We start from the raw sequence: 22,976 nt of genomic DNA on the forward strand, positions 1-22,976 counted from the left end.
CATTCGGGTACGGAACAACAACAAGAGAGTGAAACGACAGAACGCAGTAGCTCTAACAACCATTTCGCTTCAAGGAGTAACAAACATGATTCCGGTGATCTTGTCAGGTGGTAGTGGCTCACGTCTTTGGCCGCTTTCGCGCAAGCAATTCCCTAAACAGTTCCTGGCCCTGACCGGTGAACACACCCTGTTCCAGCAGACCCTCGAGCGCCTGGTGTTCGAAGGCATGGACACGCCGATCGTGGTCTGCAACAAAGACCACCGTTTCATCGTCAACGAACAGTTGGCCAACCGTAAGCTCGAAGCCCAGCGCATCCTGATGGAACCGTTCGGGCGCAACACCGCACCGGCCGTGGCGCTGACGGCCATGATGCTGGTCAACGAAGGCCGCGACGAGTTGATGCTGGTGCTGCCGGCCGACCACGTGCTGGAAGACCAGAAAGCCCTGCAACGCGCCCTGGCCCTGGCCACCGTGGCCGCCGAGCGTGGCGAGATGGTGCTGTTCGGCGTACCGGCCACCAAACCGGAAACCGGCTATGGCTACATCAAGTCGACCAACGATGCGCTGCTGCCCGAAGGCGTGAGCCGCGTCTCGCACTTCGTCGAAAAACCCGACGTCAAGCGTGCCACCGAGTTCGTCGAGGCCGGCGGTTACTTCTGGAACAGCGGCATGTTCCTGTTCCGCGCCAGCCGCTTCCTCGAAGAGCTGAAAAAGCACGATCCGGACATCTACGACACCTGCCTGCTGACCCTGGAGCGCAGTGAGCAGACGGCCGACACCATTACCCTCGACGAAGCCACCTTCGCCTGCTGCCCGGACAACTCCATCGACTACGCGGTGATGGAAAAGACCCAGCGCGCCTGTGTGGTCCCACTGTCGGCCGGTTGGAGCGATGTCGGCTGCTGGTCGTCGCTGTGGGAAGTCAATGCCAAGGACGCCAACGGCAACGTCACCAAGGGCGACGTGGTCGTCCAGGACAGTCGCAACTGCATGATCCACGGCAACGGCAAGCTGGTGTCGGTGATCGGCCTGGACAACATCGTGGTGGTCGAAACCAAGGACGCCATGATGATCGCCCACAAGGACAAGGTCCAAGGCGTCAAGCAGATGGTCAACACCCTCAACGCACAGGGCCGCACCGAGACCCAGAACCACTGCGAGGTCTATCGTCCGTGGGGTTCCTATGACTCGGTGGACATGGGCGGTCGTTTCCAGGTCAAGCACATCTCGGTCAAGCCGGGCGCGTGCCTGTCGCTGCAGATGCACCACCACCGCGCCGAACACTGGATCGTGGTCAGCGGCACCGCCGAAGTGACCTGCGACGAGAACGTGTTCCTGCTCTGCGAAAACCAGTCGACCTACATCCCGATCGCGTCGGTCCACCGTCTGCGCAACCCGGGCAAGATCCCGCTGGAAATCATCGAAGTGCAGTCCGGCAGCTACCTGGGCGAAGATGACATCGAACGTTTCGAAGACATCTACGGTCGCTCCACCCCGATCGAACGCGGCGTCTCGGTGAAAACCATCGCCCAGTAATGATCGACAACGATCAGTAAAGATCAGCGTTACGAGAAGCCCCCGTCCAGCCCACTGCGTCCCCTATCCGCAGTGGGTTGGGTGGGGGCTTTTTTTTTGTCGGGTGATCGCCTGGCATCATTGCTTCAACATTGCCCGCGCCCTTCGGTAGGATGTGCCTACGGTAACGGAGGCTTCCACCATGCTTATCGGCGTTTTGCTGGTCATCACCTGGCTCATCCTGCTGTTGCGCTACCCGGCCAAGGCCTTGCCGGTCTCCCTGGCGGCCTTCATCGGGCTGGGACTGGTCGCCGCGTGGGTGCTCTGGCAGGAAAACCGCGAGACCCGGCAACTGGAGCGCCTGGAACTGCGCATCCGCTATGCCCCCGAACAATGCCCTGTCGACCGGCCGCTGTCGCTGACCCTGAAAAACAACAACGACGTGCCGCTGATCGAGCTGCGCTGGCGGGTCGCGGCCTATGCGCCCGGGGACACCATCAACCTGGCCGACAGCCCCTACAACGCTCCGCGCTACCGTGGCCCCGGCGAACTGCAAGCCGGCGCCGACTGGCAAGACTGCCTGCCGCTGCCGCCTTTGCGCCCGGGTTATCGTCCGCAGACCCTGGAGTTTCGCGCCGAGCGATTGCACGGTAGCTTTTCCAACTGATTGCCCTCCCCCAACTTTTTGCACAAGGACCGCGCCATGCCTGTTGCGTTGATTACCGGATGTTCCAGCGGCATTGGCCGCGCCCTCGCCGACGCCTTCAAGGCCGCGGGTTATCAGGTCTGGGCCACGGCGCGCAAGGCTGAAGACGTGGCGACACTCGCCACCGCCGGGTTCACCGCCGTGCAACTGGACGTCAACGATGGCCAGGCCCTGGAACAACTGGGTGAGCGGATCAACCAGCAATGTGGCGGCCTGGATGTGCTGGTCAACAATGCCGGCTACGGCGCCATGGGCCCGCTGCTGGACGGCGGCGTGCCGGCCATGCAGCGTCAGTTCGAAACCAACGTGTTCGCCATCGTCGGGGTCACCCGGGCGCTGTTCCCGGTGCTGCGCCGGGCCAGGGGGCTGGTGGTGAACATCGGCAGCGTTTCCGGGGTGCTGGTCACGCCGTTCGCTGGCGCTTATTGCGCTTCGAAGGCGGCGGTGCATGCCTTGAGCGATGCCTTGCGCATGGAGCTGGCACCCTTCGACATCCGCGTGATGGAGGTCCAGCCCGGCGCGATTGCCTCCAGCTTCGCCAAGAATGCCGGTCATGAAGCCGAACAATTGATCAGCGAACAATCGCCCTGGTGGCCCCTGCGCGATGGCATCCGCGCCCGGGCCAAGGCCTCCCAGGACAACCCGACCCCCACCCACGAATTCGCCGCGGCGCTGCTCAAGGCGGTTCAACAACCCAAGCCACCCCGCTTGCTGCGTCTGGGCAACGGCAGCCGGGCGCTGCCGTTGATGGCGGGTTTGTTGCCCAAAGGGTTGCTGGAGAAGGGGTTGATGAAGCGGTTCGGGTTGGGAAAAACGCTGTAATCAACGCAGGCTTTTTTGCTGTTGTGGTCAATTCCTGTGGGAGCGAGCTTGCTCGCGATGACGGCGTATCTGCCACCCTCTATGCGGCTGAACCACCGCTATCGCGAGCAAGCTCGCTCCCACAGGAGACTTGTGGTGTACACCAAATCTCGCCATCACCCCGGAAAAAATGTGGGAGCGAGCTTGCTCGCGATGACGGCGTGTCTGCCACCCTCGATGCGGCTGAACCACCGCTATCGCGAGCAAGCTCGCTCCCACAGGAGACTTGTGGTGTACACCAAATCTCGCCATCACCCCGGAAAAAATGTGGGAGCGAGCTTGCTCGCGATGACGGCGTGTCTGCCACCCTCGATGCGGCTGAACCACCGCTATCGCGAGCAAGCTCGCTCCCACAGGAGACTTGTGGTGTACACCAAATCTCGCCATCACCCCGGAAAAAATGTGGGAGCGAGCTTGCTCGCGATGACGGCGTGTCTGCCACCCTCGATGCGGCTGAACCACCGCTATCGCGAGCAAGCTCGCTCCCACAGGGATTTGTGGTGTAGATCAAATCTCACCATCCCCCACAAATGATGCGATGCCTCAGCGCTTGGCGTGGGGCTCCACCACCACCGTGCAGGTCATCCCCGCCGCCAGCAGCACGCCGTCCGGCACTTCATCCAGATGAATGCGCACCGGCACTCGCTGGGCCAGGCGAACCCAGTTGAACGTGGGGTTCACATCGGCGATCAGTTCGCGGCTTTCGGGGTTGTCGCGGTCGTAGATGCCTCGGGAAATACTTTCCACATGGCCCTTGAGCGTCTCACCGCTCATCAACTGCAACTGCGCCGAATCGCCGACCCGCACCTTGGGCAACTTGGTCTCTTCGAAGAAGCCGTAGACCCAGAACGAATGCATGTCCACCACGGCCATTTTCGCCTCGCCGATGCGCGCATAGTCGCCGCGGTGCACGTTGAGGTTGGTGACGTAGCCATCCACCGCCGCGCGAACGTCGGTGCGCGACAGGTTCAGCTCCGCGGCTTCCAACTGGGCCTGGGCCTGCTGGTAGTCGGCCAGGGCCGAGTCGGCGATGTTGCTGGCGTCGTCGCGGTTTTCCCGGGAGATCACCAGGCTGTCCAAGTCGGCACGTCGATGGGCGTTGACCTTGCGCATCTCCCAGGTGGCCTTGCGCGACGCCACCAGGGAGCGCGCCTGCTTCACGGCGATGCGGTAATGCTCGGGGTCGATGCGCATCAACAAGTCGCCCTTTTTCACCAACTGGTTGTCGCGCACCGACACCTCGACCACCTCGCCGCTGACATCGGCGGCCACATTGATGATGTCGGCCCGCACCCGGCCATCGCGGGTCCAGGGCGTGTTCATGTAATGGACCCACAGCGTACGGCCGATCCACAACGCCAGGGCCAGTACCAACAGCGTCGCCAGCAGGCTGAAAAACTTTTTCATCGCATCGATCTCAACGGTAGACCGTCAGCGCCAGCGCGCCGAACAGACAGGTAAACAGACTCAGGCGCAACAACGCCGGGTGCCAGAAGAAACGGTACAGGTCCAACCCCGACAGGAAGCGGTCCAAGGCCCAGGCCAGGCCGGCGGCGATGAAGAACATCAGGGTCATGGTGGGCATGTACACGCCATGGAAGGCGATCTCACGGGGCATGTTCAGGTTCCTGGGGAAGCGATGTGGCATGCGCCATGGCATAGCCGGCCAATGGCGATTGCGGGTCCAGCAGCGAAGTGCGGATGAAATGCAGGTAGCTCTTCACCCGGCGCAGGGCCGAGGTGTCGAAATGCGGGGCGAAAGGTTCGTCGGTGGCCTGCACGCGGCCGATGGCATGATCCACCGCCACCAACGCACGCTCCAGATTGCTCTGGCCCGGCTGGCGGAACAGTCGCACCAGCGCCCGCCCCATCACCCGAATCGCCTGGCGCCATGGCTGGCTTTCGGCATACGCCGGGTGAACCGGCAAGATGGCCTGCTCCTTGCGCAACTCAATGATCGCGTGGCCGACTTCCAGCACCACGAACATCCAGCGCAGCAAGTCCCGTTGCACTTGGGGTTGCCCCGCCGCCAGACCGTAGGCCTGGTGCAGCAGGTCGCGGGTGCGGCTTTCAAAACTCGAAGCCAGCCCCTTCAGACGACCGCTAATGGCGAACACCACTTGCTCGCGCAGGTCCTGCTCCAATCGACGCCACAACCAGCGGCTGTTGGGCGGCAGGATGATCGCCCCGGCAGCGGCGCACACCAACATGCCGAGGATCATCGCGATGTAGTCGTTGATGAAGGCGTAAGGGTTGTAGACCGTCAGGTTGTCCGGCACTGAGCCGGTGCAAAAGAAAATCAGCAGCCCCAGCCCGACCCCGGCGTATTGCGGCCTGGAACTGAGGAACGAACCGAACATGATGACGGGAGCGAGCATCACGCAGAGCAACGGAAAACCATCGATCAGCGGGAAAATGAAAAACATCTCGACGAAGCCGACCAGCGCCCCGAACAACGTACCGCAGGCCATCTGGAAAGCCATGCGCTTGGGGTTCGGGGTGGCGGCCGAGAGACCCACGGTGGCCGCGGCGATCATGGTCATGGTCGCGCCGCTCGGCCAGGCCGTGGCGACCCAATAGCTGCCCAGGACCAGCAGGATGAAAGCGGCGCGAAACCCCGATGCCGTGGCGGCCAGCCAGTTGGTCTGGGGCACGAACGGTTCGTCCCAGCGCTCGCGCTCGTGGCGATGCTCGGCCAGGGAGGCATGGGTCAGGGCGTAGCCGTGCAAGTCGTCGACAAAGCGATAAAGCAGCTCATAAGCGGTATGAAAGTCCAACTGCTCGCCATCGCTTGGCGCGGTGTCCTGGAACGCTGCCCGCAAGCGCCGTACCTGGGCCGGCAGGTCAGTCTTGTAGTCTGCCAGCGCCGCCGCCAACCGCGCTGCGTCGGCGTCGGTCAAGGCCCGTGCGCTGAAGCCGTCCAGCAGCTCGGCCAAGTTTTGCAAACCAGGCTTGATGGCGTTCACCACATGATCCGCCGCCCCGCCGCGCAAGCGTTCGAGCAATTGGTGCAAGGCATTGAAACGGGTGGTGACACCCATGAATTCGCTGTTCAAGCGACTGAGCCGGCCATTGCGCCGACGCATGTGCGGGTCTTCGAACACCGTCACGCTGCGCAGGCTCTCCAGCCCGACGGCTTCGGCGATGAAGCGCACGTTACCGGCCTCGAAGGCCTCCCGCTTGCTGCGTCCGCGCAAGCCGTCGGTGACAAACAGGGCGAACACGCCAAAGCGCTGGTACAAGGCGTTGCGCATGGCGGCGCTGGCGGTTTGCGGCAGGATCGCGGCACTGACCAGGGTCGAGCAGAGAATTCCCAGGGAAATCTCCAGCACCCGCCAGACCGCCGCCATGAACGCCCCTTCGGGGTGGGCCAACGCTGGCAAGCCGATCATCGCCGCGGTGTAGCCAGCCAGCACGAAACCATAGGCACGGAAGTTACGATACCGCGCCGCCCCTGCCGAACAGATGCCGACCCAAATCGCCAGGCAACCAAGGAACAGCTCGGTGTTCTGGGCGAACAGGGCGATCAGCGCCACCATCACCGCAGAACCCGCCAGGGTGCCGAGGAAACGGTAGAAGCTCTTGGCGAACACCTGCCCGCTCTGGGGCTGCATGACGATGAACACAGTAATCATGGCCGTGCGCGGTTGTGGCAATTCCAGGCGCATCGCCAGCCACAAGGTCAGGAACGCGGCAAACAGGACCTTGAAGATATAGACCCAGGTCACCCCGTCGCAGCGGGCCCAGTCGAAGAAACCACGGCGCCATTCGAGGCGATACAGCCGGCGTGCGGGGGCAAGTAAGGACATCACGACAGGCCTACTCAGCATTGTGGTTCAGGTCGGGGCTGTCGCTGCCGGCCTCCAGCCCACCGCCCAACGCCGTCACCAGATCGGCATGGGCCGTCAGGCGAGCCGCCTCCACCTGTTGTTGCACCTGTTGCTGCTTGAACAACAGGCTTTGGGCGTTGAGCACATTGAGGTAGTCCGTCAGGCCGCGCCGGAACGCCACCTTTGCGATGTCGTAGGTACGCTGGGCCGCGGCCACCGATTCGGCGGCGAAGGCCTGCTGCTTGTCCATGGATTCGCGACGGATCAACTGATCGGAAATGCTCTTGAGCGCGTTCACCAGTGTCTGGTTGTAGTGCGCCAGGGCGATGTCATACCCGGCGGCCGCCTCGCCCAACTGCGAACGCAGGCGCCCGCCGTCGAAGATCGGCAACGTGATCGCCGGCCCGACGTTGTAGGTGAGTTTCTTGCCGGTCAAAAACTCCAGCGCCCCGCCACCGGTGGCCATGTAGCCGAGGCTCCCCACCAGGTCGACGTTGGGATAGAAGCCGGCCCGCGCCACATCGATGCCCCGGGCCTGGGCCGCCACTTGCCAACGCCCGGCCACCACATCCGGACGCTGGCCAAGCAGTTCGGCGGGCAAGGCCGACGGCAGCTTCAAGGGCGCGCCGAGGACCAGGGTCGGACGTTGCAACTGCGCACCCGCTCCCGGTCCCTTGCCCGCCAAGGCCGCCAATTGATTGCGGCTCAAGGCGATGGCCTCGTCCAGGGCATCGAGTTGGCGATGGGTCTCGGGCAGTGGCGCCTGGGCCTGGCTGACTTCGAAATGGGTGCCGATGCCACCGTCCAGGCGCTTCTGCGCCAGGTCGAGAATCTGCTCTTGTTGGCGCAGGGTCGCAGCGACGATATCGCGCTGGGCGTAGTGCAACGAAAACTGGATGTAGGCGCGCACGATGTTGTTCTGCAATTCCAGTTGCGCCTGCCGTGCCTCGGCGACGCTGACGTGGGCCAGGTCAACCGCCCGTTCGCTGGCATTGCGCTCACGGCCCCACAGGTCCAGGGCATAACTCAAGCCCAGGGCAGCATTGTTGTCCCAGGTCGTGGTGTCGGCCAACTCGCCCGGGCCGTAGAACTGATCGGTGGGCCAGTTATGGCGCTTGAGGGTCGACTCGCCATTGATCTGCAACGACTCGGCGGCCTCGGCAATACCGGCCATGGCCTTGGCCTGGCGTACTCGCGCCGCGGCCATGGCCAGGCTCGGGCTGCCTTGCACGGCCAGGTCGATCCAGCGATCCAGTTGCCGATCGCCATAGGCTTGCCACCACTGGCGGGTGGGCCAGCGGGCGTCGCGGGCGGCCTCGCGGATGGCGGCATCGGTCGCCAGTTGATTGGCCGGCAACACCTGGCCTTGCGGTGCAATACCACCTGTGCCAATGCAACCGCTGATGGTTAATGTCAGAACCCAAACACTGAGAGTCTTCAGCTCTCTGCTGATGCGACGCGGCACTTGCGCAAAATTCCTGAGGGAGGGGCATGACGACGAGGATGGCTGCCTGTTGACGCAAACTTGTGGGAGCGAGCTTGCTCGCGATGGCGTCCGGACATTCACCTCAAATGTTGAATGCAATGACCTCATCGCGAGCAAGCTCGCTCCCACAGGTGCCCACCAAGGCCCGCTCCTGCTTTGGCGGCAATTCTAGGCACCCCGCCGAACGGCGATAAGCCGACCTTTCTGCGAATCTTTGTTACCGTTAACGCGATAATCCATTAGTCGGGTCCCGCATCTCTGTAACTTCATGTCACAATTTGCCACCTCCCAAGAGAGCCCTCCATGGACACCTTGCAAAACATGCGCGCGTTCAGCTGTGTGGCCGAAGCCGGCAGTTTCACCGCCGCCGCCGTGCAACTGGATACCACCACAGCCAACGTCTCGCGTGCGGTTTCCAACCTGGAAGCCCATCTGCAAACCCGCCTGCTCAACCGCACCACGCGGCGCATTGCACTCACCGAGGCGGGTAAACGCTACTTGCTGCGTTGCGAGCAGATCCTGGCTTACGTCGAAGAAGCGGAAGCCGAGGCCAGCGACGCCCACGCGCGACCGGCCGGGCAGTTGAAGGTCCACACCATGACCGGCATCGGCCAGCATTTCGTGATCGACGCCATCGCCCGCTACCGCAAGACGCATCCGGACGTGACCTTCGACCTGACCCTGGCCAACCGGGTGCCGGACATCCTCGATGAGGGCTACGACGTCTCCATCGTGCTCGCCAGCGAACTGCCGGATTCGGGCTTCGTCTCCCAGCGCCTGGGGATCACCTACAGCATTGTCTGCGCCTCGCCCGCCTACGTGAAAGCCAGCGGCTGCCCGCAAAAACCCAGCGACCTGCTCAACCACGCCTGCCTGCGCCTGGTCAGCCCGGTCATCCCGCTGGAAAAATGGGTGTTCGACGGCCCGGAAGGCCAAGAGATGGTCACCATCAACAGTTCACCGTTCCTGGTGAACTCCGCCGATGCGATGAAAACCGCGATCACCAGCGGCATGGGCGTGGGGGTATTGCCGGTGTACGCGGCCATCGAAGGCTTGCGCAACGGCACGCTGGTGCGGGTCATGCCCAACTACCGCTCCCAGGAACTGAACCTCTACGCCATCTACCCGTCGCGCCAATACCTGGATGCGAAGATCAAGACCTGGGTCGAGTACCTGCGCGGCTCGTTGCCGGAAATCCTCGCGGCGCACCAGGCTGAGCTGACGGCTTACGAATTGAGTGGCAGCCTGGCAGGCGCACGGGTCACGAGCTGAAGTCGCCCCCGTGCTCGAAGGAGCAATTCAGCGCTTGCCCATGGAACGCCGCGTGCCGGGAGGCGCAGCGCCCGGGGTCTTGGTATGGCCATTCTTCGCGCCGTTCTTGTACCACGGCTGTTGCCCGGCGCCCTTGGCCGCCGCCAGTTCACCAGGTTTGAACGGGAATTTGAAAGCCGGGATCGCCGCTTTGATGTCCTCGCTGCTGGAAACATCGCTGACGGGCAAATCGGCCTGTTCGCCGCCGGGGAGATCGTCCGCGGGCGAAGGTGTCGGGGAAGTCATGTAAGGCTCCGGGTCATGCATGCAAGTCGGGCCCGAAGGGCGAGCCGCGAAAGGCGGCAGTATACCTGCCCGATATCACTGCGCGCTGGCAGTTTCATCCGGCATATGCATTCATCCGACAACAAGCCGGGACAAAACTGACAAGCCTGTCAGTTAGGCGTCACCTTCCTGACCGGCTCGCAACGCTATATAAGAAAGCTCCAACTCTTGCGTCTCGAACCGGCCCTTCATATCCATGCGCATCCAGAAGAAAACTGTCCTGATTGTCGTGCTGCTGATCGCCCTGGCGGCCCTCGCCCTCTGGTTTGTGCTCAAGCCCGTGACCGCCAGGCCCGGCGCTCCCGCCGCCGTTCCGGTACGGGCCGTCAGCGTGATGCAAAAGGATGTACCGCGCTTCGCCAGCGGCATCGGCACGGTGCTGTCGCTGCACAGCGTGGTGATCCGCCCGCAGATCGACGGCATCCTCACCCAACTGCTGGTCAAGGAGGGGCAACTGGTCAAGAAGGGTGACCTGCTGGCGACCATCGACGACCGCTCGATCCGCGCCAGCCTCGACCAGGCCCGGGCCCAGCTCGGCGAAAGCCAGGCACAACTGGCGGTGGCCCAGGTCAATCTCAAGCGCTACAAATTGCTGAGCGTCGATGACGGCGTCTCGAAGCAGACCTACGACCAGCAACAGGCGCTGGTCAACCAGCTCAAGGCGACCGCCCAGGGCAACCAGGCGGCCATTGACTCGGCACAGGTGCAACTGTCCTATACCCAGATCCGCTCCCCGGTGAGCGGTCGCGTCGGCATTCGCAACGTGGACGAAGGCAACTTCCTGCGCACCAGCGACGCCGAAGGCCTGTTCACGGTGACCCAGATCGACCCCATCGCCGTGGAGTTCTCCCTGCCCCAGCAAATGCTGCCCACCTTGCAACGGTTGATCGCCGCCCCCGAGCAAGCCTTGGTCAAGGCCTATATCGGCGCCGATGGCGCCACCGGGGAGCTGCTCGGCGAGGGGCGCCTGAGCCTCATCGACAACCAGATCAACGCCAACACCGGAACCCTGCGGGCCAAGGCTGAATTCAACAACGCCGCGCAACGGCTGTGGCCGGGGCAACTGGTGACACTGAAAATCCAGACCGCCATCGACAAGGACGCCCTGGTGGTACCGCCTACTGTGGTCCAGCGCGGCCTGGAGCAACACTTCGTGTACCGCATAAAGGGCGACAAGGTCGAGAGCGTGCCGGTGGTGATGGTTTACCAGGACAGCGACCTGCACATCATCAAGGGGGTGAATGCCGGCGACCAACTGGTGAGCGACGGCCAGTCGCGGCTCAAGCCGGGCAGCCACATCCAGGTGCTCAGCGATCCACCCGCCCTGGCCAAGACCGCGGAGCCGCAGCCATGAAGGGGCGCGGTTCGGTTTCGGCGTGGTGCATCGACCACCCTATCGCCACGGTACTGCTGACCTTTGCCCTGGTGCTGCTGGGGGTGATCGCGTTTCCTCGCCTGCCCGTCGCGCCGTTGCCGGAGGCGGAATTCCCGACCATCCAGGTCAACGCCCAGTTGCCCGGGGCCAGCCCCGAAACCATGGCGTCGTCGGTGGCGACGCCGCTGGAAGTGCAATTCAGTGCCATTCCCGGCATTACCCAGATGACCTCCAGCAGCGCCCTGGGCTCGACCAACCTGATCCTGCAATTCAGCCTCGATAAAAGCATCGACACCGCCGCCCAGGAAGTGCAGGCGGCGATCAACACCGCCGCCGGCAAACTGCCCAACGACATGCCGAACCTGCCGACCTGGCGCAAGGTCAACCCCGCCGACAGTCCGGTGCTGATCCTCAGCATCAGTTCCACGCTGATGCCCGGCACCGAACTGAGCGACTACGTCGAAACCCTGCTCTCCCGTCAGATCAGCCAGATCGATGGCGTAGGACAAATCTACATCACCGGCCAGCAGCGTCCGGCGATCCGCGTTCAGGCCTCGGCCGACCGGCTCGCCGCCATCGGCCTGACCCTGGCGGACATTCGCCTGGCGCTCCAACAGGCCAGCCTCAACCTGGCCAAGGGCGCCTTGTACGGTGAATCGAGCATTTCCACCCTGTCCACCAACGACCAGTTGTTCAAGCCTGCGGAGTACGGAGAGCTGATCGTGTCCTACCGGGACGGGGCACCGGTTCACCTCAAGGACATCGCCAAGGTGGTCAACGGCTCGGAAAACGCCTACGTCCAGGCCTGGTCCGACAACGAGCCCGGGGTCAACCTGGTGATTTTCCGGCAACCGGGGGCCAATATCGTCGAGACCGTCGACCGCATCCAGGCGGCCCTGCCCACCCTGCAAGCCATGTTGCCCGCGGCGGTGCAGGTCAAGGTGCTGATCGACCGCACCCAGACCATCCGCGCCTCGCTGCACGAAGTGGAAATCACCTTGCTGATCGCGGTGCTGCTGGTGGTGGCGGTGATGGCGTTGTTCCTGCGCCAGCTCTCGGCGACCCTGATCGTCTCGGCGGTGCTGGGGGTGTCGCTGACCGCCAGTTTCGCCCTGATGTACGTGATGGGTTTCAGCCTGAACAACCTGACCCTGGTGGCGATCGTCATCTCGGTAGGGTTCGTGGTGGACGATGCGATTGTGGTGGTGGAGAACATCCACCGGCACCTGGAGGCCGGCGATGGCATGCGCGAGACGGCGATCAAGGGGGCCGGCGAAATCGGCTTTACCGTGGTCTCCATCAGTTTCTCGCTGATCGCCGCGTTCATTCCGCTGCTGTTCATGGGCGGCGTGGTCGGGCGCCTGTTCAAGGAGTTTGCCCTGACCGCCACCTCGACCATCCTGATCTCGGTGGTGGTGTCCCTCACGTTGGCGCCGACCCTGGCCGCGCTGTTCATGCGCGCCCCGGTGCATCACGCCCATGGCAAGGCGGGGTTCGGCGAACGCCTGCTGGGCGGGTATGAGCGGGGCCTGCGCAAGGCCCTGGCCCATCAGAAGCTGATGATCGGCGTGTTCGGCCTCACCCTGGCGATGGCGGTGGTGGGCTATGTGTTCATTCCCAAGGGTTTCTTCCCGGTGCAGGACACCGGCCTGGTGCTGGGCACCAGCGAAGCCGCCGCCGATGTGTCGTTCCCGGACATGGTGGCCAAGCACAAGGCTCTGGCCGACATCGTCGCCGCCGACCCCGCGGTGCAGACCTTCTCCCACTCCGTCGGCGTCTCGGGCAACAACCAGACCATCGCCAACGGCCGTTTCTGGATCGCCCTCAAGCCCCGGGGCGAACGTGACGTATCGGCCAGCGGCTTCATCGACCGGATCCGCCCGCAACTGCTGAAAATCCCCGGCGTGGTGCTGTACCTCAGGGCCGGGCAGGACATCAACCTCAGCTCCGGCCCCAGCCGCGCCCAGTATCAATACGTGCTCAAGAGCAACGACGGGCCGAGCCTCAACGCCTGGACGCAAAAACTCACCGACAAGCTGCGCGGCAACCCGGCGTTCCGTGACATTTCCAACGACCTGCAACTGGGCGGCAGCATCACCCACATCAACATCGACCGCAGCGCGGCGGCGCGCTTCGGCCTCACCGCCACCGATGTCGACCAGGCCCTGTACGACGCCTTCGGCCAGCGGCAGATCAATGAATTCCAGACCGAGACCAACCAGTACAACGTGATCCTGGAGCTCGATACCGCGCAGCGGGGCAAGGCCGAAAGCCTGGCGTATTTCTACCTGCGTTCGCCCCTGAGTGGGGAAATGGTGCCGCTCTCGGCCCTGGCCCGCTTCGATGCGCCGAGCAACGGCCCGCTGTCGATTGCCCACGACGGCATGTTCCCGGCCGCCAACCTGTCGTTCAACCTGGCGCCCGGCGTGGCCCTGGGAGACGCGGTGCGCCTGCTCGACCAGGCGAAGAACGAAATCGGCATGCCGGCCGCCATCACCGGCAATTTCCAGGGCGCGGCCCAGGCCTTCCAAAGCTCGCTGGCGAGCCAGCCGTGGCTGATCCTCGCCGCGCTGGTGGCCGTGTACATCATTCTCGGCGTGCTCTACGAGAGCTTCGTGCACCCGCTGACGATCATCTCCACCCTGCCCTCGGCCGGCCTCGGCGCGCTGATCATGCTCTGGCTGCTGGGCCAGGACTTTTCGATCATGGCGCTGATCGGGCTGGTGCTGCTGATCGGGATCGTCAAGAAGAACGGCATCCTGATGATCGACTTCGCCCTCGACGCCCAGCGCAACAAAGGGCTGGCCCCCCAGGAGGCGATTTTCCAGGCGTGCCTGACACGCTTCCGCCCGATCATGATGACCACCCTGGCGGCCCTGCTCGGTGCACTGCCGCTGATGCTCGGCTATGGCCCCGGCGCGGAACTGCGCCAGCCCCTGGGCATCGCGGTGGTGGGCGGCCTGTTGGTGAGCCAGGCGCTGACGCTGTTCACGACACCGGTCATATACTTGTGGCTCGAGCGAGTGTTCCATCGGCCCGCACATCAGCCAGGGTCGGCGCCGACGGCGGCGCTGGCGAGCACAGACCACTGAGGCGGGGCCATGCGCGTTCTGATCATTGAAGACGAAGAAAAAACCGCGGACTACCTGCACCGCGGCCTGACCGAACAGGGCTACACCGTGGACGTGGCGCCAGACGGTATCGAAGGGCTGCACCTGGCCCTGGAAACCGACTATGCGGTGATCGTGCTCGACGTGATGCTGCCGGGCCTGGACGGCTTCGGCGTACTGCGGGCCCTGCGCGCCCGCAAGCAGACACCGGTGATCATGCTCACCGCCCGGGAACGGGTCGAAGACCGCATCAAGGGCTTGCGCGACGGGGCCGATGACTACCTGGGCAAGCCCTTCTCCTTCCTCGAACTGGTGGCGCGCCTGCAAGCCCTGACCCGCCGCAGCGGCGGCCATGAACCGGTGCAGGTGAGCATCGCCGACCTGTGGATCGACCTGATCAGCCGCAAGGCCACCCGCGCCGGCCAGCGCCTGGACCTGACCGCCAAGGAGTTCTCCCTGCTCAGCGTCCTGGCTCGCCGCCAGGGCGAAATCCTCTCGAAAACCGCCATTGCCGAAATGGTCTGGGACATCAACTTCGACAGTGACGCCAACGTGGTGGAAGTGGCGATCAAACGCTTGCGGGCCAAGCTCGACGGGCCGTTCGAACAGAAGTTGCTGCACACCATTCGCGGCATGGGTTATGTGCTGGAGAGTCGCAGCGATGAGCGTCCCTGAGAGCATCGCCCTGCGCTTGAGCGCCATGTTCACGCTGGTGGCGGCTCTGGTGTTCCTGTTGATCGGGGGCGCTTTGTACCAACAGGTCGGCAGGGGCCTGGGCCTGTTGCCCGAAGCCGAGCTCGATGCCCGCTACAGCGTCCTGGAGTCCACCGTCGGCCGCTACGGCACGCCTGAACACTGGGTGAAGATCAACAACAAGCTGCGATTGCTCGGTGAAGAAGACAAGCGCATCCATTTCTGGATCGTCAGCGACGATCCGCGCTTTGAATACGGCGATCCCGATGCGCAGATCCGCACCTTTGCCCAAGGCCCGCTGGGTAAGCGCGACCTGACGTTGCCCCATCGGCACTACCCGATGAAAGTGCTGGTGAGCCAATTCCCGGCCAAGGACCAACGCCCGCCGCTGCGCTTCATGATCGGCATCGACACCGAGACCTTCTACCAGACCCAGCATCGCCTGTTGGTGGCGCTGGTGAGCCTGGCGATTGTCGGCGTAGTCCTGGCCTCGTTGCTGGGCTACTGGGTCGCACGCATCGGTCTCAAACCGCTGATCAAGCTGTCCGAGGAAGCCCGGCGCCTGGCCCCCCCCGCCTGTCCGGGCGCTTGCAACTGTCGCCCTTGCCGCCGGAGCTGAGCCAGTTCGTCAGTTCCTTCAACGCCACCCTGGACCGGGTCGAACAGGCTTACTCGCGGCTGGAGTCGTTCAATGCCGACGTCGCCCATGAATTACGCTCGCCCCTGACCAACCTGATCGGCCAGACCCAGGTGGCACTGACCCGTGGCCGCTCGGCTGAACATTACTTCGAAGTGTTGCAATCGAATCTCGAGGAGCTGGAGCGGCTGCGCTCGATCATCAACGACATGCTATTCCTGGCCAGCGCCGACCAGGGCAGCAAGGCCACCAAGTTGACCAGCGCCTCCCTGGCCGGCGAAGTGGCGACCACCCTCGATTACCTGGATTTCATTCTGGAAGATGCCCAGGTCCAGGTCCGGGTCAGCGGCGACGCCCAGGCCAACATCGAGATCGCTCACCTGCGGCGGGCGCTGATCAACCTGCTGAGCAACGCCGTACAGCACACCGCGCCCGGGCAAGTGATCGACGTGCGCATCGAAGCCCTTGGTGACGAGATCACCCTCGCCGTCACCAACCCCGGCGAACCGATTGCCGGCGAGCATCTGCCACGCCTGTTCGAACGCTTCTATCGCGTCGATGCCTCGCGCAGCAACAGTGGTGCCAACCATGGGTTGGGGCTGGCCATCGTCAAGGCCATTGCACTGATGCATGGTGGCGATGTGTTTGTGCACAGCGACCAGGGTGCCAACACGTTCGGGATCCGCTTGCCAGCCTGACGCCCCTCCTCCCATAAGTTTGTACGCCTCTTCAGGTCTTTCCAGGCCAATGAATGCTGGGCGAAAGCCAACTGTAGCAAAATCGGAATACCGTCCGAACGCGCCCCCAGCTTTCATTAATTACCGGGTAATCGCGCAAACACTGATTGCCCGCTCTCATTGATCCAAGCACAATCAGCAAAAGGCCAGCATCTGGTTCATTGCCGGTTTGCAATCCTTTGGGACGGATCCCAGCCACATGACAATGCAGACATCGGAACCATGAGCGCGCGCAGTGCGACACCCGGCAACACCCCGCTTTCGAGACGTTCGGAACGGGTATTCGTACTGGCCAGCTCGCTGGTTGTCATTGCCATCCTGAGCATCGTGACGTTTCTGTTGATCCGCGAACATGCCGCCGCACAGCAGGCGGCAACACGTGCGGCGACCAATATCGTGCAATTGATTGACGCCGATGTGCTGCGTAACGTGGAGCTCTACGATCTGTCGCTGCAAGGTCTGGTCGCCGCCGCCAAACGCGACGACCTGAAAGACGTTTCGCCGGCGATTCGCCATCTGGCGCTGTTCGACCGCGCCACCGCCGCCCCCTACAAAGGCGACATCCTGCTGCTCGACAAGCGTGGCGATGTAATCGCCGACTCCGCCTCGGTCGAACCGCGCAAAGGCAATTACGCCGACCGGGAATATTTCCAGTCCCATGTCCAGGACCCGAGCCTGGGCATGATGATCAGTCGCCCGTTCCGTTCCAGGAGTGCCACCCACGATTGGCGCATCAGTTTCAGCTATCGACTGAGCGACGAGCGGGGTGAGTTCATGGGCGTGGCCGAGGCCGCGATGCGCCTGAACTACTTCAGCCAGCTGTTCAAAAGCCTGAACGTCGGCCACGGGACGGTCAACCTGGTCAGCCGCGATGGGATTCTGCTGGCCCAGGAACCGCCCCTGGCCGACGACATGATCGGCAAGGACTTCAGCAACCGACCGAACTTCGTACGCATCCTGCGTGAAGGTAACGGCAGTTTTACCGGCATCTCCAGTGTTGATCAGACACAGCGGCTGTACACCTTTTCCCAGGTGGGCAACCTGCCGTTGATCGTCGTGGTAGCGCTCTCCTACCAAGAGGTCTTCGCCTCATGGCAACGCACGGCGTTGTTGGTCAGCGGCGCCACCGGCGCGCTGTGCATCGGTTTGCTCTGGCTCACCTGGCTGCTGCGCCGCGAATTGCGCCGCCGTTACAGAGCTGAACGGGAATTGGCCCAACTGGCGTCCGTCGACGCCCTCACAGGCCTGGCCAACCGACGAACACTGGACGAGACATTGCAACAGGAATGGCTGCGCGCCCAACGTTCGGGCCAACCGTTGTCTGTGCTGATGATCGATGCCGATCATTTCAAGGCGTTCAACGATCGCCATGGTCATCAGCAGGGTGACGAGGCCCTGCGCACCTTGGCGCAATTGATCGGCCAGCATGTCCGACGCCCCGCCGACCTGGTGGCGCGCTATGGCGGTGAGGAGTTCTCGGTGGTGCTGCCGGAGACCACCACCGCTGGCGCCTTCACCATGGCCCAGAATATTCGTGACGCGGTGGAACAACTGCCACCGGTGTCCGAGGGGGAAGCGCCCATGACGGTCAGTATCGGCATCGCCACTTGGACTCAGGGACCGTACAGCAAACTCGAACAACTCTTGTTCGCCGCGGACAAGGCGCTGTACCAGGCCAAGGCCAGCGGGCGCAACCGTGTGGTCTGCGCGATGTAACACCGCAACATCCAAAGGCTATGGACACGGCTCTCCGTGGCGAGGGAGCTTGCTCCCGCTGGGCTGCGCAGCAGCCCCAAACGGCCCTGACTAATGAGTTTGAAACACCGCGGCGCCAGATTTCAGGGCCGCTGCGCGCCCCAGCGGGAGCAAGCTCCCTCGCCACAAGTTTCCCCTTCGCCCCCGACGAAAACCCGCCCATAAAAAAAGGCCACCCGAAGGCAGCCCTTAAAAACTAGAGAGGTTTTTTGCTTACACCGCCGCGACAGGGCGCATGTAAGAGATTGGTGCGGTACTGGCGTCTTCGAACGTCACGACTTCCCAAGCATCTTTCTGCTCAATCAACTTGCGCAGCAACTGGTTGTTCAGTGCGTGGCCGGACTTGAAGCCCTTGAACTCACCAATCAGGCTATTGCCCAGCAGGTAGAGGTCGCCGATTGCATCGAGGATTTTGTGCTTGACGAATTCGTCTTCATAACGAAGACCGTCTTCGTTCAATACACCATCGGAATCGACCACGATCGCGTTTTCAACACTGCCGCCGAGTGCGAGGTTGTGCTTGCGCAGGTACTCGATATCACTCATGAAACCAAAGGTACGGGCGCGGCTGACTTCTTTTACGAACGAAGTACTGGAAAAATCCACGCTTGCACTCTGGGTGCGGTCACGGAAAACCGGATGATCGAAATCGATCTCGAAGCTCACCTTGAAACCTTCGAAAGGGACGAAAGTGGCGCGCTTGTCGCCGTCTTCCACTGTCACTTCCCGCAGGATGCGGATGAACTTCTTGGCTGCGTCCTGCTCTTCCAGGCCAGCCGATTGAATCAGGAATACGAAGGGTCCGGCACTGCCATCCATGATCGGGACTTCGGACGCGGAGAGCTCGACGTAGGCGTTATCGATGCCCAGGCCAGCCATGGCCGAGAGCAAATGCTCCACCGTATCCACTTTGGTGTCACCGTTGACCAGTGTGGTCGACATAGTGGTTTCACCAACGTTTTCCGCGCGAGCAGGAATCTGCACCACAGGGTCGAGGTCGGCACGACAAAACACAATGCCGGTATCGATAGGCGCGGGCTTGAGGGTCAGGTAGACCTTCTCGCCGGAGTGCAAGCCGACACCTGTGGCACGGATAATATTCTTCAGGGTGCGTTGTTTAATCATGGCATGGGCCGCTTCAGCGCAAATTGCGAACTGGTATCAACAAAGGCTGGCGATGATAGCAGACCAGACCTTTGCTGAACACCAATCACCCGTATCCCCCTGATACATTTCATCAATCGGCCTGACGACGCAGGAAAGCCGGGATGTCCAGGTAATCCAGATCGTCTTGCGGATTCATCTTCGCGGCAGTCGCAGTACCGGCCTGGGCCTGGTTGCGCATGACGGTCGGACGGTCCAGGTCACGGTAGTTCACCGCAGGCGCTTCCTGGCGCGAAGCCACTTGTTGTTGCGGTTGCGAAGCCATGGAGGTGTGAACGGTGTTGTCGATGACCTTCACAGGCTTCTCGATTTTCGCGCCCAGACCGGTGGCAACCACGGTAACGTGCAACTCGTCGCGCATGTCCGGATCGATAACGGTACCGACCTTGACCATCGCGTGCTCGGAAGCGAAGGCTTCGATGATGCTACCCACGTCGGAGTACTCACCCAGGGACAGGTCAGGACCGGCGGTGATGTTCACCAGGATGCCGCGTGCACCTTGCAGGTTCACGTCTTCGAGCAACGGGTTGCGGATGGCCGCTTCGGTGGCCTCGCGTGCACGGTTCGGACCGCTGGCGCAGCCAGTGCCCATCATTGCCATGCCCATTTCGCTCATGACAGTCCGTACGTCGGCAAAGTCGACGTTGATCATGCCTGGACGCTTGATGATGTCGGAGATACCGCGAACGGCACCGGCCAGTACGTCGTCAGCCTTGGCGAAAGCCGACAGCAGGCTTGCGTCTTTACCCAGGATGGTCAGCAGCTTCTCGTTGGGAATGGTGATCAACGAGTCGACGCTTTCAGACAGCAGACGGATACCTTCGTCGGCGATCTGCATACGCTTGCGGCCTTCGAAAGGGAACGGACGGGTCACCACCGCAACGGTGAGGATCCCCATTTCCTTGGCCACTTCGGCGATGATTGGCGCCGCACCCGTACCGGTGCCGCCGCCCATGCCGGTGGTGATGAACACCATGTTGGTGCCTTGCAGGACTTCAGCGATGCGCTCACGGTCTTCGAGAGCGGCCTGACGACCGACCTCAGGGTTGGCGCCGGCACCCAGGCCTTTGGTCACGCCAGTGCCCAGTTGCAGGATGGTCCGCGCGCCGATGGATTTCAGCGCCTGGGCATCAGTGTTGGCGCAGATGAATTCAACGCCTTCAATGTTGCTCTTGACCATGTGGTTGACAGCGTTGCCGCCGCCACCGCCGACACCGATTACTTTGATAACCGGGCTAGCGGGGATGTTGTCTACGAGTTCGAACATTTTCCCTCTCCTTTCATTCTCTAGTTTTTTCGCCTACTGCGTTTGCTGCGTCTTCCAGCGCCAAGCCTGAAACCTGCCGCGTGAAGCTTTGAAACTGTTTAGAAGTTGCCTTTGACCCAAGCCTGGAGCCGCTCGAACAGCGGTGCCTTCGGCTCGTCGCTGCTGTAGCTGTCGCGGCTGCCGATCCCTGAAAACGAGATCCCGTCGGACTGTTTCTGCAGGCCGTACATCAACAGGCCCACGCCGGTGGAATAGATCGGGTTGCGGACCACGTCATCCAGGCCCTTGACGCCATGGGGCACGCCCAGGCGCACCGGCATGTGGAAAATCTCTTCGGCCAGCTCCACCGCACCTTCCATCTTCGACGTACCGCCGGTCAGCACGATGCCGGCCGGGATCAGGTCTTCGTAGCCGCTGCGACGCAGTTCGGCCTGGATCAGCGTGAACAGCTCGTCGTAGCGCGGCTCGACCACTTCGGCCAGGGCCTGGCGCGACAATTCGCGCGGTGGACGGTCGCCGACGCTCGGCACCTTGATGGTTTCACCGGCACCGGCCAGCTTCGCCAGGGCGCAGGCGTAACGGATCTTGATTTCCTCGGCGTACTGGGTCGGGGTGCGCAACGCCATGGCGATGTCGTTGGTCACCTGGTCGCCGGCAATCGGGATCACGGCCGTGTGGCGGATCGCGCCTTCGGTGAAGATCGCGATGTCGGTGGTGCCGCCGCCGATGTCCACCAGGCACACGCCCAGCTCTTTCTCGTCGTCGGTCAGCACCGAGTAGGCCGAGGCCAGTTGCTCGAGGATGATGTCGTCGATTTCCAGGCCGCAGCGACGCACGCATTTCTCGATGTTCTGCGCGGCGTTCACCGCACAGGTCACCACGTGGACCTTGGCTTCCAGGCGCACGCCGGACATGCCCAGGGGCTCACGCACGCCTTCCTGGTTATCGATCACGTAATCCTGCGGCAGGGTGTGCAGCACACGCTGGTCGGCCGGGATCGCCACGGCCTGGGCCGCGTCGAGTACGCGCTCAAGGTCCGCGGAGCTGACTTCGCGATCACGAATCGCCACGATGCCGTGGGAGTTCAGGCTGCGGATGTGATTGCCCGCCACGCCGACGAACGCCGAGTGGATCCGGCAACCGGCCATCAGCTGCGCCTCTTCGATGGCGCGCTGGATCGATTGCACGGTGGACTCGATATTCACCACCACGCCTTTTTTCAAGCCGCGGGACGGGTGTGTACCGATCCCGACGATGACCAGCGTGCCGTCGTCCGCGACTTCGCCTACCAGCGCCACCACCTTGGAAGTGCCGATATCGAGACCGACGATCATTTTCCCGCTTTGCACGTTTGCCATGGGTCCTGCCTCTTCTTAATTCTTCGCGACGGCGGGTTCGGCCGTCGTCGGCGCTACAGGTTCCCGCCAGCCAACGGCCAGGCCGTTGGCGTAGCGCAGATCGATGCGCGCAATGTTCGTAATCTGTTCTTTGAGCGTCTTGTCATAGATGGCGATGAAGCGGCGCATCTTTTCCACCAGGTTGCCGCGCCCGAGCAACAGCTCGATGCCCGGCCCCGAGCTGCCCGCGCCAGTGGTCAGGAACCAACTGCCGCGCTCACGCAATTCCAGGCGCGCGATGGAGAAGCCCAACGGCCGCAACATCTGGCTCAACACCTGGTATTGCTGCATCACTTGCTGCTGGGCCCGCTGTGGACCGAACAGTTGTGGCAAATGTTCATAGTTGGCCAGTTCTCGCGGCGTAAACGCCTGGCCCTGGTTGTTCAGCAACGACTCGTCGCCCCAGCGGGCCACCGGCAGTTGCTCTTCCAGGCGAATCGACACCTGGTCGGGCCACACCCGCCGGACTTCGGCGTGAGCGATCCAGGGCATCTGCTCCAGCTCCGTGCGCATGCCCGCCAGGTCGATGGTGAAGAAACTCGACGCGACGAACGGGGCGATCCGCTGCTGCACTGCCTGCTGGCTGATGTAGCTCAGGTCGCCCTGGACGTTGATCCGGGCGATCGGCCGGTCGGCATAAGGCAGCAACCGTTGCGCGCCTTCATAGGTACCGAACCCCAACGCCACCAGCAGCACCGGCCAGAACAGGCTCTTGAGAAAACCAAAGTTGGCTTTCGGCAAGCGCGCCGACATCGGCTCTTTGGCCACCATTCGGCTGGCACCCCGCGGCACCGGCTTGCGACCGGGTGCGGATGGCTGATGACGAAGCGATGCGCCTTGCATGGC

17 protein-coding genes and 1 pseudogene are annotated in these 22,976 nt (G+C 62.8%); 9 read left to right on the forward strand and 9 right to left on the reverse strand.

The window, feature by feature from the left end; genetic code table 11:
• Positions 1-85 precede the first annotated feature (85 nt).
• The 3 genes from ACZ5M5_RS24895 to ACZ5M5_RS24905 all read left to right on the forward strand — a co-directional run bounded on the left by ACZ5M5_RS24895 (position 86) and on the right by ACZ5M5_RS24905 (position 3,044).
• Positions 86-1,537 (forward strand): mannose-1-phosphate guanylyltransferase/mannose-6-phosphate isomerase, encoded by a 1,452-nt coding sequence (locus ACZ5M5_RS24895; protein ID WP_060740771.1) that lies wholly within the window; start codon positions 86-88, stop codon positions 1,535-1,537.
• Between the two features lie 181 nt (positions 1,538-1,718).
• A complete protein-coding gene (locus tag ACZ5M5_RS24900) occupies positions 1,719-2,183 on the forward strand; it encodes a multidrug transporter (RefSeq protein ID WP_192262184.1) in 465 nt (154 codons plus the stop codon).
• Between the two features lie 36 nt (positions 2,184-2,219).
• Entirely contained in the window at positions 2,220-3,044 is an 825-nt protein-coding gene (locus ACZ5M5_RS24905; RefSeq protein WP_103311249.1) for an SDR family oxidoreductase, read from the forward strand.
• A gap of 582 nt (positions 3,045-3,626) precedes the next feature.
• Here ACZ5M5_RS24905 and ACZ5M5_RS24910 read toward each other — a convergent pair.
• Genes ACZ5M5_RS24910 through ACZ5M5_RS24925 form a run of 4 tightly spaced genes read right to left on the reverse strand, consistent with a single transcriptional unit; the run spans position 3,627 to position 8,378 of the window.
• The gene (locus ACZ5M5_RS24910) at positions 3,627-4,490 is read right to left on the reverse strand and encodes an efflux RND transporter periplasmic adaptor subunit (protein ID WP_464738119.1); all 864 of its coding nucleotides are present in this window, start codon (positions 4,488-4,490) and stop codon (positions 3,627-3,629) included.
• 10 nt (positions 4,491-4,500) lie between these two features.
• Complete coding sequence (locus ACZ5M5_RS24915; RefSeq protein WP_003205331.1) at positions 4,501-4,701, reverse strand: DUF1656 domain-containing protein; 201 nt, start codon at positions 4,699-4,701, stop codon at positions 4,501-4,503.
• The gene (locus ACZ5M5_RS24920; RefSeq protein WP_464738120.1) at positions 4,691-6,895 is read right to left on the reverse strand and encodes an FUSC family protein; all 2,205 of its coding nucleotides are present in this window, start codon (positions 6,893-6,895) and stop codon (positions 4,691-4,693) included. The genes ACZ5M5_RS24915 and ACZ5M5_RS24920 overlap by 11 nt, the downstream gene beginning before the upstream one ends.
• 7 nt (positions 6,896-6,902) lie before the next feature.
• Positions 6,903-8,378: an efflux transporter outer membrane subunit gene (locus tag ACZ5M5_RS24925; RefSeq protein ID WP_464738121.1), complete on the reverse strand. Its 1,476-nt coding sequence runs from the start codon at positions 8,376-8,378 to the stop codon at positions 6,903-6,905.
• Between the two features lie 324 nt (positions 8,379-8,702).
• Here ACZ5M5_RS24925 and ACZ5M5_RS24930 point away from each other — a divergent pair, with 324 nt between their 5' ends.
• Complete coding sequence (locus ACZ5M5_RS24930) at positions 8,703-9,671, forward strand: LysR family transcriptional regulator (protein WP_060740766.1); 969 nt, start codon at positions 8,703-8,705, stop codon at positions 9,669-9,671.
• A gap of 27 nt (positions 9,672-9,698) precedes the next feature.
• On the opposite strand, the gene ACZ5M5_RS24935 is transcribed toward ACZ5M5_RS24930, so the two are convergent.
• Positions 9,699-9,956, reverse strand: coding sequence for a hypothetical protein (locus ACZ5M5_RS24935; RefSeq protein WP_060740765.1), 258 nt, complete (start codon positions 9,954-9,956; stop codon positions 9,699-9,701).
• Between the two features lie 235 nt (positions 9,957-10,191).
• Here ACZ5M5_RS24935 and ACZ5M5_RS24940 point away from each other — a divergent pair, with 235 nt between their 5' ends.
• The 5 genes and pseudogenes from ACZ5M5_RS24940 to ACZ5M5_RS24960 all read left to right on the forward strand — a co-directional run bounded on the left by ACZ5M5_RS24940 (position 10,192) and on the right by ACZ5M5_RS24960 (position 18,263).
• Entirely contained in the window at positions 10,192-11,349 is a 1,158-nt protein-coding gene (locus ACZ5M5_RS24940) for an efflux RND transporter periplasmic adaptor subunit (RefSeq protein WP_060740764.1), read from the forward strand.
• Positions 11,346-14,462, forward strand: a complete 3,117-nt coding sequence (locus tag ACZ5M5_RS24945; protein WP_464738122.1) for a multidrug efflux RND transporter permease subunit — start codon at positions 11,346-11,348, stop codon at positions 14,460-14,462. The genes ACZ5M5_RS24940 and ACZ5M5_RS24945 overlap by 4 nt, the downstream gene beginning before the upstream one ends.
• A 9-nt stretch (positions 14,463-14,471) precedes the next feature.
• Positions 14,472-15,155: a heavy metal response regulator transcription factor gene (locus ACZ5M5_RS24950; protein ID WP_060740762.1), complete on the forward strand. Its 684-nt coding sequence runs from the start codon at positions 14,472-14,474 to the stop codon at positions 15,153-15,155.
• Positions 15,142-16,508 (forward strand): annotated as a pseudogene (locus tag ACZ5M5_RS24955) (heavy metal sensor histidine kinase). Before ACZ5M5_RS24950 ends, ACZ5M5_RS24955 begins: the two are co-directional and overlap by 14 nt.
• A gap of 261 nt (positions 16,509-16,769) precedes the next feature.
• On the forward strand, positions 16,770-18,263 hold the full coding sequence (locus tag ACZ5M5_RS24960; protein WP_464738123.1) for a sensor domain-containing diguanylate cyclase: 1,494 nt from the start codon (positions 16,770-16,772) through the stop codon (positions 18,261-18,263).
• A gap of 252 nt (positions 18,264-18,515) precedes the next feature.
• Here the strand turns inward: ACZ5M5_RS24960 and lpxC are convergent, their stop codons facing one another.
• The 4 genes from lpxC to ACZ5M5_RS24980 form a co-directional block, all read right to left on the reverse strand.
• Entirely contained in the window at positions 18,516-19,427 is a 912-nt protein-coding gene (gene lpxC / locus ACZ5M5_RS24965) for a UDP-3-O-acyl-N-acetylglucosamine deacetylase (RefSeq protein ID WP_003178240.1), read from the reverse strand.
• Positions 19,428-19,539: 112 nt separating this feature from the next.
• Positions 19,540-20,733: a cell division protein FtsZ gene (gene ftsZ / locus ACZ5M5_RS24970; RefSeq protein WP_003205341.1), complete on the reverse strand. Its 1,194-nt coding sequence runs from the start codon at positions 20,731-20,733 to the stop codon at positions 19,540-19,542.
• A gap of 98 nt (positions 20,734-20,831) precedes the next feature.
• Entirely contained in the window at positions 20,832-22,091 is a 1,260-nt protein-coding gene (ftsA, locus tag ACZ5M5_RS24975) for a cell division protein FtsA (protein WP_003205342.1), read from the reverse strand.
• 15 nt (positions 22,092-22,106) lie between these two features.
• On the reverse strand, positions 22,107-22,973 hold the full coding sequence (locus ACZ5M5_RS24980; protein ID WP_042729561.1) for a cell division protein FtsQ/DivIB: 867 nt from the start codon (positions 22,971-22,973) through the stop codon (positions 22,107-22,109).
• Positions 22,974-22,976: the final 3 nt, after the last annotated feature.

This window comes from Pseudomonas sp. Van50, assembly GCF_055390755.1.

What these genes read in the sequence shown, in the direction of transcription:
- ACZ5M5_RS24930 (WP_060740766.1), top strand. Translation starts at nt 8,703, where the DNA reads ATGGACACCTTGCAAAACATGCGCGCGTTCAGCTGTGTGGCCGAAGCC.
- ACZ5M5_RS24980 (WP_042729561.1), bottom strand. Translation starts at nt 22,973, where the DNA reads ATGCAAGGCGCATCGCTTCGTCATCAGCCATCCGCACCCGGTCGCAAG.
- ACZ5M5_RS24960 (WP_464738123.1), top strand. Translation starts at nt 16,770, where the DNA reads ATGAGCGCGCGCAGTGCGACACCCGGCAACACCCCGCTTTCGAGACGT.
- ACZ5M5_RS24915 (WP_003205331.1), bottom strand. Translation starts at nt 4,701, where the DNA reads ATGCCCCGTGAGATCGCCTTCCATGGCGTGTACATGCCCACCATGACC.
- ACZ5M5_RS24905 (WP_103311249.1), top strand. Translation starts at nt 2,220, where the DNA reads ATGCCTGTTGCGTTGATTACCGGATGTTCCAGCGGCATTGGCCGCGCC.
- ACZ5M5_RS24950 (WP_060740762.1), top strand. Translation starts at nt 14,472, where the DNA reads ATGCGCGTTCTGATCATTGAAGACGAAGAAAAAACCGCGGACTACCTG.
- ACZ5M5_RS24910 (WP_464738119.1), bottom strand. Translation starts at nt 4,490, where the DNA reads ATGAAAAAGTTTTTCAGCCTGCTGGCGACGCTGTTGGTACTGGCCCTG.
- ACZ5M5_RS24900 (WP_192262184.1), top strand. Translation starts at nt 1,719, where the DNA reads ATGCTTATCGGCGTTTTGCTGGTCATCACCTGGCTCATCCTGCTGTTG.
- ftsA (WP_003205342.1), bottom strand. Translation starts at nt 22,091, where the DNA reads ATGGCAAACGTGCAAAGCGGGAAAATGATCGTCGGTCTCGATATCGGC.
- ACZ5M5_RS24895 (WP_060740771.1), top strand. Translation starts at nt 86, where the DNA reads ATGATTCCGGTGATCTTGTCAGGTGGTAGTGGCTCACGTCTTTGGCCG.
- ACZ5M5_RS24945 (WP_464738122.1), top strand. Translation starts at nt 11,346, where the DNA reads ATGAAGGGGCGCGGTTCGGTTTCGGCGTGGTGCATCGACCACCCTATC.
- ftsZ (WP_003205341.1), bottom strand. Translation starts at nt 20,733, where the DNA reads ATGTTCGAACTCGTAGACAACATCCCCGCTAGCCCGGTTATCAAAGTA.
- ACZ5M5_RS24935 (WP_060740765.1), bottom strand. Translation starts at nt 9,956, where the DNA reads ATGACTTCCCCGACACCTTCGCCCGCGGACGATCTCCCCGGCGGCGAA.
- ACZ5M5_RS24940 (WP_060740764.1), top strand. Translation starts at nt 10,192, where the DNA reads ATGCGCATCCAGAAGAAAACTGTCCTGATTGTCGTGCTGCTGATCGCC.
- lpxC (WP_003178240.1), bottom strand. Translation starts at nt 19,427, where the DNA reads ATGATTAAACAACGCACCCTGAAGAATATTATCCGTGCCACAGGTGTC.